We start from the raw sequence: 13,283 nt of genomic DNA, 5'->3' as shown, positions 1-13,283 counted from the left end.
TGTCTATTCTTCTGGGGAGAGCCACATGAAGCGCCTAATTTCGACCAGTATTATCGCCCTCGCCGTATCGGCGTGTTCCTCCTATTCGTCCGAGCCTGTATCCAGCGCCTCGGTCGCGACGGAGCAGGTTGCAGAGACCGAGAGCCTGACCACGCTGGTCGACCAGGTCGCCATCCCCTACGAAAAGTTCACGCTTGCCAACGGCCTCGATGTGATCGTCCACGAAGACCGCAAGGCCCCGATCGTCGGCGTCGCCGTATGGTACAATGTGGGCTCCAAGGACGAGCCCGAAGGCAAGACCGGCTTTGCCCATTTGTTCGAACACCTCATGTTCAACGGCTCGGAAAACGCGCCGAACGACTATTTCCAGTACCTGCAGGAAATGGGCGCGACCGATTACAACGGCACGACCAATTTCGACCGCACCAATTACTTCCAGACAGTGCCGCGCCCTGCGCTTGAACGTGCGCTGTGGCTGGAAAGCGACCGCATGGGCTACCTGCTCGGCGCGGTGACGCAGGAGAAGCTCGATAACCAGCGCGGTGTCGTGCAGAACGAAAAGCGCCAGGGCGACAACCAGCCTGGCGGCCTCGTCTTCTATGAAATCCTCGAAAACATGTTCCCCGAAGGCCACCCCTACGGCCACTCGGTGATCGGTTCGATGGCCGACCTCGACAGCGCATCCATGGACGATGTGCAGAGCTGGTTCCGCGACAAGTACGGCCCCAACAATGCCACAGTCGTGCTGGCAGGCGACATCTCCGCCGCAGAAGCCAAGCCGCTGATGGAAAAGTGGTTCGGTCCGATCGCTCGCGGTCCGGTGAACAATCCCGCACAAGCGGCAGTTCCGACCCTCTCCGAAGACAAGCGCAGCGTCATGCGCGACAATGTCGCGGCGACAACGATCACCAAATACTGGCCGGTGCCCGGCATCACCAGCGAGGAACTGACCGCGCTGAACGTCGGTGCGAGCATCTTCGGTGGCCTCGCATCGAGCCGTCTCGATGAGGTCCTGGTCCGTGACGAACAGCTGGCTGTCGGCGTAGGCGCCGGCAATTACGACTTCCAGCGCGTCGGCATCCTCAGCGTCAGTGCAACGCTCAAGCCGGGTGTGGAACTCGCCACTCTGGAAGCCCGCCTCGACGAGCTGATCGCCGAATATATCGCTGAGGGCCCGACGGCTGACGAAGTCCGCCGTGCTGCCACAAGCGATCTTGCCGGCACCATTCGCGGCCTCGAACAGGTCGGCGGCTTTGGCGGCAAGGCGGTGACGCTGGCTCGCGGCGAAGTGCTCGCCGGCGATCCGGGCTTCTACAAGAGCCAGTTCGACACGCTCGCCACGCTGACGCCGGAAGAGGTCAAGAGCGCGATGCAGCGCTGGATGACGCGTCCGGCCTTCACCCTCATCCTCGAACCGGGCGAGCGTGACGACAGCTACGAAGAAGCGGCTTCGGTCGCGGCCGATGACGAGAACGCCAGCGAGCGCAACCGCGACGCGGAAGAGCTGACCGTCACCACCGTGCGCCCCGCGCCGCCGATCGACACGATCGCCTCCCTCGACTTCCCCGATGTCGAGCGTGCCACGCTCAACAACGGCATGAAGGTGACCTACGCCCAGCGCGACGCGGTCCCGGCGACCTATGTCACCATGTCGTTCAATGCCGGCAGCGCAGCCGACCCGGTCGGAATGCGCGGTCTGGAAGATCTGACGATGAACCTCTTCGACGAGGGCACCGCCGATATGACCAGCCAGGAAATCGCCGAAGAGCGTGAACGCCTGGGCCTGACCATCTCGACCGGCGGCGGCAGCGACCGTTCGACCTTCACCCTGTCGGCGCTGTCTTCCAACCTCACGCCGTCGCTCGAACTGATGAGCGACATCATCCGCAACCCGGCATTCAACGAAGCCGATCTCGAACGTGTGCGCACGCAGACGATCACCGGCATACGCCAGCAGATGAAGTCGCCCAACGGCATCGCCTTCCGCGCGATGCCTGCCGAGATCTTCGGCGAGGCCAATCCCTATGGCGGGGCGAGCACGGTCGAAAGCGTCAGCGCGATCACCCGCGCCGACCTCAGCGCCTTCAAGGATCGCTGGATCCGTCCGGACAATGGCGAGGTTTTCGTCGTCTCGGACAAGCCGCTGGCCGAAGTCGTCGCTTCGCTCAACGCGGTGTTCGGTGACTGGAATGCACCGGCTGCAGCGAAAGGCACCAAGACCTTCGCGGCGACCGGACAGGCCACGCAGGGCAACCGCATCATCCTCTACAACCGCCCGAACTCGCCGCAGAGCTACATCGTGGGCGCACAGCTCACGCCGCTCGATGCACGCGACGAGAACTACATTGACTTCACCAATGCGAACAATTCGCTGGGCGGCAACTTCCTCGCGCGTCTCAACATGAACCTGCGCGAGACCAAGGGCTGGAGCTACGGCTATCGCGGTGGTGCGCAGACCTTCGAGAACGCAGTGGTCTACTTCACCGCCGGCGGCGTCCAGGCCGACCGTACGGGTGACAGCCTCGCCGAAGTGCGCCGGGAAATCTCCGAATTCCTGAGCACCCGCGGCGTGACCGATGAAGAGCTGGCCCGCAACGTCGCCTCGGAAGTCGGCGAATTGCCCGGCCGTTTCGAAACTTCGGGCTCGGTGCTTGGCGCCCTGCAGAACAACGCGCTCTACGGCCGTCCCGACGACTATTACGAAACGCTGGTCGAGAAGTACCAGGGCCAGACCACGGCCGGCCTCGACGCTGCGGCCCGCGCCGCACTGAACGAGGACAATTTCATCTGGCTGGTGGTCGGCGATGCCGAACAGGTCATGGAACAGCTCGAACCGCTCGGCCTGCCGATCGAGGTTCGCGAACTTCCCGCCGACGAGTAAGCACGGCGTAACCGGGAATAATCGAGGGGCGGGAACACAGAGCGGTTCTCGCCCCTTTTTTACCCATGGGCTTTGCAGTTGAACCTAACTGACACACGTGTAAACAAGCCCGCAGAGTTTGCGCGGTCCACTCAGCTGAGCGACCGCATCAAAAGGAGAATACGCATGTCCGTAGCAGGAACCTATGACACCGTCGTCAAGAGCCCGATGGGCGACCAGAAGGGCACTTTCACTGTCGTTCCGGGTGACGATGGCAACACTTTCACCGGCTCGATGGCCGGCGGCATGGGTTCGATGGACGTCAAGGACGGCAAGATCAACGGCGACGAGCTGACCTGGGCGATGGACATGACCGTGCCGATGCCGATGACGCTCAACTGCAAGGCTACCGTCAATGGCGACCAGCTGACGGGCACCGTCAATGCCGGCGCATTCGGCGACATGGCGCTGACCGGCGAACGCCAGGGCTAAGCCGCCTCACAGCACACAGGAAGGGCCGCCGGAGGAATGCTCCGGCGGCCCTTTTCTTTTGCGTGCCCGTCCCGGCCGGTCACCTCGCCACCCCATTTTCGCCATTTTTCGCCTTAATACATGTCGCATAACGATTTTTCGGGTCGACTCGCATTCTGGCAGCAGCGTCATCCTGACGGTGGCGCAAAGGAGGAAGCATGACCGAAATTTCGAAGATCGTAGTCGCGAGTGTCGCCCTGGGTTCGATGATTGCCGTTCCGGCGATGGCGGAAAAAGCCCGTGAACTCACATTCATCAACGGATCGCTTGGCCGCGATGCCGAATACCAGCTGCGCGATCGCGGCTTCACCCACGTTTCCACGCACAAGCAGTCAAACGGCTATGTCTACAGCTACTGGTGGGATTCCGCGGACGACGATTGCGTCAATGTCGAGGTGTACGATGGCCGGGTGATGACCATCAACGATGCCAGCGACCAGGATTGCGGACATCACAAGGGTTCAGATGCCGCAGCAGCCGTCGGTGTCGTCGCTGGCGCCGCCATCCTCGGCGCGATCCTCGGCCATAAGTCGCATCACCACGAGGACGGCAAGCATTACGACGATCGCGACACGGATCGGCAGTTCGAGCGCGGCCATACCGACGGTCTCTACCACCACCCCTTCCACAACCCGGACAAATCGCAGGCCTATGTCGATGGCTACCATGCCGGTGTGGACGAGCGCAGGGCCAATGCCGAGCATCACTACGGCCGCGGCGGACACGCGCAGGTAGCGCGGTTCAAGGACCTCAAGGATGCACGGGCAGCAGGCGGCATGAGCGAGCTGGAACGCCGCGGCTTCCGCCAGGTCGACAACTTCACCAGTGGTAACACCCGCTACTCGATCCAGTGGCGCGCGCAGTCGAACCAGTGCGTCCAGGTGACGATTGCCGATGGCCGTTTCTACGACCTGCGCGACATCGGTCGCCATCCCAAGTGCCGCTGAACGCAGGAGGTGCCAGCATGAAGTTCAAACTTATTGTGGCGGGCGCTTCGGCGCTCGCCCTTGCCGCTTGCGGTGGCGGGGAAACCGAACCCGAGGCGCCCGCGACCGGCGAGATGGTCGCCATCCCGGACACCCTCGCTCCTTTCGGTGAAGGCTATCCCGATGCAGGCGATCCTTGTCGCAATCTCGGCGAAAGCGCCGCGACCTCCAATTATCTCGACGACAGCGCGGTGCTCGTCGGCTGCCCCGACCAGGCCTCTGCCGAAGCGGTGGGCGGCACGATTGTCGACACCGCAGAGGGCGTGCGCCTCGTCAGCATCCCGATGGGCGATGCCAACGCAGGCATGGGAGAAAACGGTTCGGCACAGCCAGCCTATGGCGAAGGCGATGCCAAGGTCCCGGGCACCGATTACAACGCCACCACGATGTTGAAATGCGGGTTCGACGACGGACCGCCCACACAGACCTGCGACGCGGGGGTCAAGCGCAACTGGGGCGAGGACGGTACGCATCTGGTCGAGGTGACCAAGCCCGACGGTCGCAAGCGCGCGATCTTCTTCAACGGCACCACTCCCTATGGCGCTGACAGCGCGCAGGCGGACGGCTCTGCTGGATGGGAGCTGACCTCGACGCGCGACGGCGACGAGGTGACCGTCAGGTTCGGCCCGGAAACCTACGTAGTCTTCGATGCGCTGATTACGGGGGGGTGAAACACAAAGGGCCGCCGATTTTCACCGGCGGCCCTTCATGTTTTCCGAAGAAGTGGCTTAGTCGACCACGTCCATTTCCTCGATCAGGCCTTGCGCGCCGTCGACCTTGTCCATCACCCACAGCATGTAGCGGGTGTCGACATGGATCGTGCGCGTGGTGCGCGGATCGAAGTCCCAGTCCGAATTGACGCTTTCGAACGTCCCGTCGAACAGCAGGCCGACCAATTCGGCGCGCGCGTTGAGCGTTGCCGAGCCGCTGTTGCCACCAGTGCTGTCGAGGTCGGACAGGAAGTTCACCGGCACCGAGCCGACTTCAGGCGAGTAGTATTTGCCGTAATCTTTCTCGCGAATTTCCTGGAGCTCGCGCTCGGGAGCGTTGAACGGATATTCGCCCGTGTCCTTCTCGAGGATGCCTTCGAGCGTGGTGAACGGCAGATATTCTATGCCATCCTCGGGCGAACCGCCGCGTACGGTGCCGTAGGTCACGCGCAGGGTGGAGTTCGCATCGGGATAGGTCTGGAGGCCCTGGCTGCGCTGCCACTGGGTGATCGCTTCCATATAGGCCGGGCGGAGCGCCTGTGCGCGACCGGCGCGTTCTTCGCCTTCTGCCTCGAGGCCGCGCTCATAATCGTAGAGTGCGACGGCAAGCTGCATGAAGGGATCGTCGAGCGCTTCGAGCTCGGCCGGGGTTGCTTCCATCAGCGCGAGGCGTGTGTCGACATCGCCCAGCGTGGTGCCGGCGTAATAAGCGTCGAGCTTGGCCGAGAGCGCGGCTTCGTCGAGCTCGTCGGTAAGGCCGAGCGCCTCGTCGAACACGGCGACACGGTTAGCTGCAGGCTCGTCCATGTAGGTGTCGAGGAACAGCAGCCACTGCGCCTTGTCGACCGAAGCATCGTAGCGACGGTCGATCGCCTGCATGCCCTGGCGGAAGAAGGTCATGTCGCGTTCCTGGAAGCCCGGATCGCGCAGCGCGTTGTCCTTTTGGCGCTCATGCGCAAGGCGGTAGAGGCGCTGCGCGGTCGAGAGCAGCGTCGGACGGGTCGCGAAATTGTACCAGAAAGCCTGGCGGGCTGCGGTGGCGCTTTCTTCCGACAGCGCCTGGAGGCCGGCAATCGCCTCGCCATAAGCGGCGCGGCTCTCGTCGGCAGCGATCCAGGCGGCGAGCGCTTCTTCACGTTCTGCACGGCGCTCGACGAGGCCGACCCGGCGTGCGCCTTCGAGCTGGCCGCGGGTGTTCTTCTCGAAATTGTTGAGACTGGCCAGCAGCGATTCGTACTTCACGCGCGCGTCCGAACCTTCGGGTGCAGCTTCCTCGATCGTGTCGATCCAGTCGTTCACCAGCGTGACATAGGTCGGGTAGGACCAGCTGAAAGTGTTCTCCACCTCGGCCAGCGTCGCGTAGCGCGAGGTCGAACCCGGATAGCCTGCGGCCATCACGAAATCACCTTCCTTCAGGCCCGATGCGCTTACCTTGAGGTGGTGTTCGGGCTGGTAGGGGACGTTGTCTTCCGAATAGTCGGCAGCCGACCCGTCGGGAGCGACATAGGCGCGGTAGAAGGCGAAGTCGCCGGTGTGGCGCGGCCACATCCAGTTGTCGATGTCGCCGCCGTATTTGCCGATGCTGTCGGCAGGCGCGTAGACGATGCGCACGTCGCGGATCTCGAGACGCTCGATCAGCTTGTACTGCGCGCCGCCATAGAAGCTGGCGACCTGGCAGCGATAGCCGGCCTTCTCTTCGCATTCGGCGGTGATATCCTTGCGGCGCTGCTCGATCGCGTCATAGCGCTCGGTCGGGCTCATCGTGTCGATGCCGTCGCGCACGCGGTCGGTCACGTCCGACAAGGCAGTCGTCACGTAGATGCGCGAGCCGGGAGCCGCGGGCAGTTCCTCGGTGAAGGTCTTCGCGAGAAAGCCGTTCTCGAGATAGTTGTTCTCGGCGGTCGAGTTGAACTGGACCGAGCCGCGCGCGCAATGGTGGTTGGTGACCACGAGGCCGACTTCCGAAACGAAGCTGGCCGAGCAGCCGCCCAGCGAGACGATAGCGCCCATCGGGAAGCCGGTCAGGTCGGACAGCGCTTCGGCATCGATTTCGAGGCCGGTCGCGCGAAGGTCTTCGGCGATTTCGGGCAGCTGGTCGGGCGTGAACATCCCTTCCTTGGCGGCAATAGGTGCAGAAGCGGCGCACGCCAGAAGGGCGGCGACAGTGGCGGTTTTACGCATGGAAAGTGAGTCCCCTAGATTTAGCGCGCGACCCCTCGCGCGGGATGCTTCACTTCCTAGGAAGAATGGTCGAAAGCCGCAAGCAAGGCGGCCTGCCGTTCGTCGAACAGTCGGTAGCGCCCGTCAAACGGGCATGGCGCAACGAAAAAGGCACCGCGAGCCTTGCGCCCGCGGTGCCTTGTGTCTGGCTCGAGTGCCGGAGACCTTAGTCTTCGGTCTGCGCCGTAGCTTCCGTTCCGGTAGCGGCCGCGGCCTCTTCCAGGGCAGCTTCCGCTTCGTCGATAGCTTCGGCGGCTTCGGCGACAGCCTCCATCGCTTCCTCGACAGCTTCGGCTTCCGCTTCCATCGCGGCCAGTTCTTCACGCGCCTTCACGTCGATAATGCGGTCACGCTCGTAAGCGAGCACACCATCGACCGGCGGGTGACGACCGATAAGGATGCCGAAGAAGTTGTTCATCTTTCCCGCAGCGCGCAGATCGGCCTGGACGACATCGTAGTCCGCGAGGCTGGCGAAGTTCGAATATTCAACCGGCTTCGGTTCGCGACCGGTGGGCTCGTAACCCACGGTTGCTGCCTGTACGTCCTCGTCGCTCGCCCATTCCTGCGCGAGGAAAGTGCCAAGGTCGGTAATCTCACCACCCTCGACCTCGAACTTGACCGTACCCATGCAGTAGCAGGTACCCAGGGTCTGGCCGTTGGGCATGTAGAAGATCGGACCGTAATAGGTGTAGGTGCCCGGCTCGACCTCGATCATGTAGGAATAGCTCTTCTCGCCGTCCTTGTTCTTAGAGAACACGTATTGCGGTCCGAAAGATACCAGCATGCGGCGCTCGATATCGCCGATGCTGAAGGTCTCTCGCGTGACGACTTCAGGCGCTTCGGGGCGCGGCGAGCGCTTGGTGCGCTGGTTTTCCCACATCGCCAGCTGTTTTTCGTAACGCGCCTGGCGGCTGAGATAACGCTTTTCCGCCTTCTCGAACTTCTCTTCCCACTCTTCGGTATATTCCGCGATGTCATCTGCATCGGGAGTTTTGACGAAGAGGCCGTTCCCGCGATTTGGAAGCGTGAGAAGGATGTAGCCCTTGTCGGCCGCGATCGATTCCTTGCCTTTGAGGAGGTTCTTTTCCTCGATGGCGTCATATTCGACTTCCTGCGCGATGGCAGGAGCAGCGACTGCGAGTGCTGCGCCCGTGGCAACAGCGGCGATTGCCTTGCGGATCATTTTCATGGTTCGACCCTCCCCTGCTCGGGCTTGGGACCGGATGCGACGCGCGCCTGCATCAGCAGCTTGTTCTCGCGCTCGGTCGCTTCGGTCTTGCCGTTGCCTTCTTCGAAATTGAATTTCTGCCACAGGTCCTTTTCGAGGCCGTAGCGGTCATAGCCCTTGTAGAACATGCAGTTGCGCATGTTCAGGCGGCGCTGCTTACGACGTTCGCCAGAGCCGAAGATGGCATCGGCCATCAGCCCGCCGATCGCACCGCCAATGCCGCCTGCAAGCACTCCGTACTGCAGCATGTTCGATGCCATGTCGCCTGCGGTCGGACCGGCGTAGAAGCTGATCCCGCTCGACAGCGCATCACATTCGGTGATGTCGTAGTAGGCCGTCGCGAAATCGGTGTCTTCGCGGTGGAAGTAGAAATACTTCTCGAAATCGTCGACCTTGGCTTCTGCCATGTCGAATTCGAGCACCGGCATCGGCACGGCTTCGATTTCTGCTTCGGTGAATTCCCGCTGAGGCAGCGGTTCGTCGACATATTGCGCCTGCGCAGCCACGGAAAGCGGCAAGGCAAGCAAAGCTAGACGGGCAAGACCCATTAGCGACCCCCAATACTGATGTTGAACTTACGATCCGGGCGTAGACTTAAACGAACCGCCCGGATCGTCAACTTTATTAGGGCCGCCAAACAGGCAGTTATTAACCGTCCAGCTTCGCTTTCAGGATCTGGTTTACCACCGCGGGATTGGCCTTCCCCTGCATCGCCTTCATCGTCTGGCCGACGAAGAAGCCGAACAGCTTGTCCTTGCCGCCGCGGTACTCTTCCACCTTGTCGGAATTATTGGCGATGATTTCGTCGATCGCAGCCTCAATGGCGCCGGTATCGCTGACCTGCTTGAGGCCCTTTTCATCCGCGATCTTTTCCGGTTCGCCGCCTTCCTTGAGGACGATTTCGTAGATTTCCTTGGCCTGGCCGCCCGAAATCTCGCCCTTGTCCTGCATCGCGAGGATGCTGGCCTGCGCCTCGGCGGTGGCATTGGCCATGTTCGCTTCGTCACCCAGCGATTTCACCACGCCCGGTGCGACCGAGAGCGCCCAGTTGGCGACCTGCGTTGCGACCTTCGCCTCGGGCTTGCCGATCTTGGCGGCGGTTGCAGCGAGCAGCGTTTCGAAGCGGCCGAAGGTCTCGACCTCGGCGGTCAGCTCGCGGGCATTGTACGGCGTCAGGCCCAGCTCGTTTTCATACCGGGCGCGCTTGGCGTCGGGGAGTTCGGGAAGCGAGGCGCGGCAATCCTCGAGGAAGCTGTCTTCCAGTTCGAGCGGCAGCAGGTCCGGATCGGGGAAGTAGCGATAGTCATGCGCGTCTTCCTTCGAACGCATGGTGCGCGTGGTACCGGTGCCCGGATCGAACAGGCGCGTTTCCTGATCCACCGTGCCGCCGTTTTCCAGCACGTCGACCTGGCGGTTCGCCTCATATTCGATGACCTGCATCACGAAGCGGACCGAGTTCACGTTCTTGGTCTCGGTACGCGTGCCGAATTCCTCGCCCGGACGGCGCACACTGACGTTCACGTCGGCGCGCATCGAACCTTCTTCCATGTTCCCGTCGCACGATCCGACATAACGCAGGATCGAGCGCAGCTTGCGCACATAGGCGCCCGCTTCGGCGGGGCTGCGCATATCGGGCATGGAGACGATTTCCATCAGCGCGATGCCGACGCGATTGAGGTCGACATAGGACATGGTCGGGTGCTGGTCGTGCATCAGTTTGCCCGCGTCCTGTTCGACGTGGATGCGCTCGATACCGATGATTTTGTCTTCCGGAATGCCGGCCTTCTCGTCGGCCTCGATGTGAAGCTGCCCCTCGCCCACGATGGGGTGGTAAAGCTGGCTGATCTGGTAGCCCTGCGGAAGGTCGGCGTAGAAGTAGTTCTTGCGGTCGAACCGGCTCCACTTGTTGATCTGAGCCTCGATCGCCATGCCGGTGCGCACCGCCTGACGGATGCACTCGCGGTTGGGAACGGGCAGCATCCCGGGCATCGCTGCGTCAACGAGGCTGACCTGCGTATTCGGCTCTGCACCGAATGCGGTCGAAGCGCCGCTGAACAGCTTGGCGTTGGAAGTGACCTGCGCATGGACTTCGAGGCCGATCACGACCTCCCATTCGCCGGTTGCGCCCTGGATGCGGTAAGTACTCATGTCGTCTGCTCCTCGCGGCGGATGTAGACCAGGTTCTCGCCCCTGATCAGCAGGTCGAAATTGCGCCTGCCCATTTCCGCCTGGAAATTCCTGCTCGTGCCCCGGTCGGGGAAAATGTGATCGTGCGGCTCGATATAGACCAGCGCGGCGCGGTCAAGCCAGCCGGTATTCGCAGCAAAAAGATCGTCCTCGAAACCCTCGATATCGACCTTCACCGCGAAGAGTTCGCCGCCTTCGACCATGGCGACGCAATCGTCGACGGTGACCACGCGGCAGCCGCTGTCGGCGCGCCTGGTGGTTACCGCATAGGCCTCGACCTCGCTGTCGACAGAGACGAAACCGGCTTCGCCGCCGATCGCCGCCTCCACGATCTCGATACGCTCGCGGCTGGCGCAGTTCGTCCGCGCCATGGCGACATTCGCCGCATCGGGCTCGACGGCCACGATGCGCGCTTCGGGCCACTCGCGCGCGAACCAGAGCGCCGCGGCCCCGATATTTGCTCCGGCATCGACGATCACCGGCACCTTGCCGCGCGAACGGATCGCCGCCTCATGGCGTTTCAGCCGTGCGACCTGTTCGTGCTGCGGGATGACATATTGCTCATCGCGCCAGACCTGCCGGACGACTTCGAGATCGCTCGTCCCACGGCGCACGCGGATTGTCTCGCCATCCCCCAGAGGCAGGATGGAACCGACTGCCGCGCGCGCAGTGAACAGCGGACCGCCGCGAAGGAGGTCCTTGGCGGCGTCGAGAGCGCCGCCTTTCAAGCTCACCACCATTTCTCCGGCTGCGCTTCGAACCCGGCGCGCTGCTGGATCGCGAGGCCGGCGTTGAGCACACCCTGCTCATCAAACGGCTTGCCGACCAGCTGGAGGCCGAGCGGCAGGCCGTCCGAATTGGTCATGGCAGGCACGCTCATGGCGGGAAGACCTGCAAGCGATGCGGGAACGGCGAAGACGTCGTTCAGATACATCGTCAGCGGGTCTTCGTTGAGCGAACCCAGCGGGAAGCTGGCCGTCGGCGTCGTAGGCGCAAGGATGACGTCGCACTGCTCGAAAGCCTTCTCGAAGTCCTGCGCGACCAGCGTGCGAATCTTCTGCGCCTGCGTGTAATAGGCGTCGTAGAAACCGGCGCTGAGAACATAGGTACCGATCAGCACCCGGCGCTTCACCTCGTCGCCAAAACCGGCGGCGCGCGTGGCGGCGTACATTTCCTGCAACCCGGCCCCATCGGGCAGGTCGCGCAGGCCGTACCGCACGCCGTCATAGCGAGCGAGATTGGACGAGGCTTCTGCCGGAGCGATGATGTAATAGGCGGGCAGCGCGTATTTCGTGTGCGGCAGGGAGACGTCGACGATTTCCGCGCCAGCATCGCGCAGCATAGCCTTGCCCTGCTCCCAGCTGTCGAGGATCGCCTGGTCGGTGCCGTCCATGCGGTATTCCTTCGGGATACCGATTTTCTTGCCCTTCAGGTCTGCCGACAGGGCCGCTTCCCAATTGGGCACGTCCATCTGCAGGCTGGTCGCATCCTTGGGATCGAACCCGGCCATGGCTTCGAGCATGATCGCGCAGTCTTCGACGCTGCGCGCCATCGGGCCTGCCTGATCGAGGCTGCTGGCGAAGGCGACGACGCCCCAGCGGCTGCAACGGCCATAGGTAGGCTTGATGCCGCAAATGCCGGTAAAGGCCGCGGGCTGGCGGATCGAACCGCCGGTGTCGGTGCCGGTCGCGGCCGGCGCGATGCGCGCGGCGACTGCGGAGGAGGAACCGCCCGACGAACCACCCGGGCTCATCGCGGCGTTGGTGCCGTCCTTCTTCCACGGCGAAGAGACATTGCCGAAATAGCTGGTCTCGTTGGACGAACCCATCGCGAACTGGTCGAGATTGAGTTTGCCCAGCATGCCCGCGCCTGCATCCCACAGCTTCTGCGAGACGGTGCTTTCATACTCGGGCTTGAAGCCTTCGAGGATGTGGCTGGCAGCGGTGGTCTGCACGCCCTTGGTGGCGAAGAGGTCCTTCATGCCGATGGGCACGCCGCCCATCTTGCCGAGGCCCTCACCCTTCGCGCGCTTGGCATCGACCGCGTCGGCGGCGGCGAGCGCATGGTCGGGCGTCGTGACGATGAAGGCGTTGAGTTCGGCAGCGGCGGCAACGGCAGCGTTGAAGCTTTCCGCCACTTCGCGCGCGGTGAAATCGCCGCCAGCCACGCCGTCGCGGATGTCCTTTACGCCCAAGTTGGTGAAGTCGGTCATTATTCGATCACCTTGGGCACGCCGAAGAAGCCGTGTTCGGCAACCGGTGCATTGGCGAGGACATCGTCGCGGCGGCCGCCCGAGGTTTCGGGGATCGCGTCGACCACGTCGTCGCGCAGGCGCAGCGTGTTCGGGATGACCGCAGTCATCGGCTCGACGCCCGAGGTATCGACCTCGCCGAGCTGTTCGACCCAGTCGAGGATGTTGTTGAGTTCGGGGACCATGCGATCCAGCTCCTCGTCGCCCATCTTGATGCGGGCGAGCGAGGCGATCTTGGCCACTTCTTCGCGTGTGACTGACATGGGCAGCGCGTTAGCCGCGCGTGCCCATGTCTTCAAGCGCGGAAACG

The 13,283-nt window shown here is 62.9% G+C and carries 11 protein-coding genes; 4 read left to right on the top strand and 7 right to left on the bottom strand.

Annotated elements, in window-relative coordinates; translation table 11 throughout:
* Window positions 1-25 precede the first annotated feature (25 nt).
* The 4 genes from K3136_RS11870 (at window position 26) to K3136_RS11855 (ending at window position 5,048) form a co-directional block, all read left to right on the top strand.
* The gene (locus K3136_RS11870; RefSeq protein WP_221430513.1) at window positions 26-2,881 is read left to right on the top strand and encodes a M16 family metallopeptidase; all 2,856 of its coding nucleotides are present in this window, start codon (window positions 26-28) and stop codon (window positions 2,879-2,881) included.
* A gap of 165 nt (window positions 2,882-3,046) precedes the next feature.
* The gene (locus K3136_RS11865; protein ID WP_221429168.1) at window positions 3,047-3,352 is read left to right on the top strand and encodes a hypothetical protein; all 306 of its coding nucleotides are present in this window, start codon (window positions 3,047-3,049) and stop codon (window positions 3,350-3,352) included.
* Window positions 3,353-3,549: 197 nt separating this feature from the next.
* Window positions 3,550-4,338 carry a hypothetical protein gene (locus tag K3136_RS11860; protein WP_221430512.1) on the top strand — a complete coding sequence of 263 codons (789 nt, stop codon included), beginning with the start codon at window positions 3,550-3,552 and terminating at the stop codon, window positions 4,336-4,338.
* A 17-nt stretch (window positions 4,339-4,355) separates the two neighbouring features.
* Window positions 4,356-5,048 (top strand): hypothetical protein, encoded by a 693-nt coding sequence (locus tag K3136_RS11855; RefSeq protein WP_221430511.1) that lies wholly within the window; start codon window positions 4,356-4,358, stop codon window positions 5,046-5,048.
* A 57-nt stretch (window positions 5,049-5,105) separates the two neighbouring features.
* Here the strand turns inward: K3136_RS11855 and K3136_RS11850 are convergent, their stop codons facing one another.
* From K3136_RS11850 to gatC, 7 genes are all read right to left on the bottom strand, one after another.
* On the bottom strand, window positions 5,106-7,268 hold the full coding sequence (locus tag K3136_RS11850) for a S46 family peptidase (RefSeq protein ID WP_221430510.1): 2,163 nt from the start codon (window positions 7,266-7,268) through the stop codon (window positions 5,106-5,108).
* A gap of 205 nt (window positions 7,269-7,473) precedes the next feature.
* Window positions 7,474-8,496, bottom strand: coding sequence for a hypothetical protein (locus tag K3136_RS11845; RefSeq protein ID WP_221430509.1), 1,023 nt, complete (start codon window positions 8,494-8,496; stop codon window positions 7,474-7,476).
* Window positions 8,493-9,041 (bottom strand): hypothetical protein, encoded by a 549-nt coding sequence (locus K3136_RS11840; protein ID WP_221430508.1) that lies wholly within the window; start codon window positions 9,039-9,041, stop codon window positions 8,493-8,495. Before K3136_RS11840 ends, K3136_RS11845 begins: the two co-directional genes overlap by 4 nt.
* Before the next feature lie 142 nt (window positions 9,042-9,183).
* Complete coding sequence (gatB, locus tag K3136_RS11835; RefSeq protein ID WP_221430507.1) at window positions 9,184-10,683, bottom strand: Asp-tRNA(Asn)/Glu-tRNA(Gln) amidotransferase subunit GatB; 1,500 nt, start codon at window positions 10,681-10,683, stop codon at window positions 9,184-9,186.
* Window positions 10,680-11,456, bottom strand: coding sequence for an FkbM family methyltransferase (locus K3136_RS11830; RefSeq protein ID WP_221430506.1), 777 nt, complete (start codon window positions 11,454-11,456; stop codon window positions 10,680-10,682). The genes gatB and K3136_RS11830 overlap by 4 nt, the downstream gene beginning before the upstream one ends.
* A complete protein-coding gene (gene gatA / locus K3136_RS11825) occupies window positions 11,453-12,934 on the bottom strand; it encodes an Asp-tRNA(Asn)/Glu-tRNA(Gln) amidotransferase subunit GatA (protein ID WP_221430505.1) in 1,482 nt (493 codons plus the stop codon). The genes K3136_RS11830 and gatA overlap by 4 nt, the downstream gene beginning before the upstream one ends.
* Window positions 12,934-13,236: an Asp-tRNA(Asn)/Glu-tRNA(Gln) amidotransferase subunit GatC gene (gene gatC / locus K3136_RS11820; RefSeq protein ID WP_221430504.1), complete on the bottom strand. Its 303-nt coding sequence runs from the start codon at window positions 13,234-13,236 to the stop codon at window positions 12,934-12,936. The genes gatA and gatC overlap by 1 nt, the downstream gene beginning before the upstream one ends.
* Window positions 13,237-13,283: the final 47 nt, after the last annotated feature.

This window comes from Qipengyuania gelatinilytica, from assembly GCF_019711315.1.
Taxonomy (GTDB): Bacteria; Pseudomonadota; Alphaproteobacteria; order Sphingomonadales; family Sphingomonadaceae; genus Qipengyuania; species Qipengyuania gelatinilytica.
Note: the sequence above shows the minus strand (reverse complement) of the source record. Positions and strands in the feature narration are given on the sequence as shown.

Excerpts from the sequence above, each read along its gene's own strand:
- K3136_RS11870 (WP_221430513.1), top strand. The coding sequence starts at position 26 with ATGAAGCGCCTAATTTCGACCAGTATTATCGCCCTCGCCGTATCGGCG.
- K3136_RS11860 (WP_221430512.1), top strand. The coding sequence starts at position 3,550 with ATGACCGAAATTTCGAAGATCGTAGTCGCGAGTGTCGCCCTGGGTTCG.
- K3136_RS11855 (WP_221430511.1), top strand. The coding sequence starts at position 4,356 with ATGAAGTTCAAACTTATTGTGGCGGGCGCTTCGGCGCTCGCCCTTGCC.
- gatA (WP_221430505.1), bottom strand. The coding sequence starts at position 12,934 with ATGACCGACTTCACCAACTTGGGCGTAAAGGACATCCGCGACGGCGTG.
- gatC (WP_221430504.1), bottom strand. The coding sequence starts at position 13,236 with ATGTCAGTCACACGCGAAGAAGTGGCCAAGATCGCCTCGCTCGCCCGC.
- K3136_RS11865 (WP_221429168.1), top strand. The coding sequence starts at position 3,047 with ATGTCCGTAGCAGGAACCTATGACACCGTCGTCAAGAGCCCGATGGGC.
- gatB (WP_221430507.1), bottom strand. The coding sequence starts at position 10,683 with ATGAGTACTTACCGCATCCAGGGCGCAACCGGCGAATGGGAGGTCGTG.
- K3136_RS11845 (WP_221430509.1), bottom strand. The coding sequence starts at position 8,496 with ATGAAAATGATCCGCAAGGCAATCGCCGCTGTTGCCACGGGCGCAGCA.
- K3136_RS11850 (WP_221430510.1), bottom strand. The coding sequence starts at position 7,268 with ATGCGTAAAACCGCCACTGTCGCCGCCCTTCTGGCGTGCGCCGCTTCT.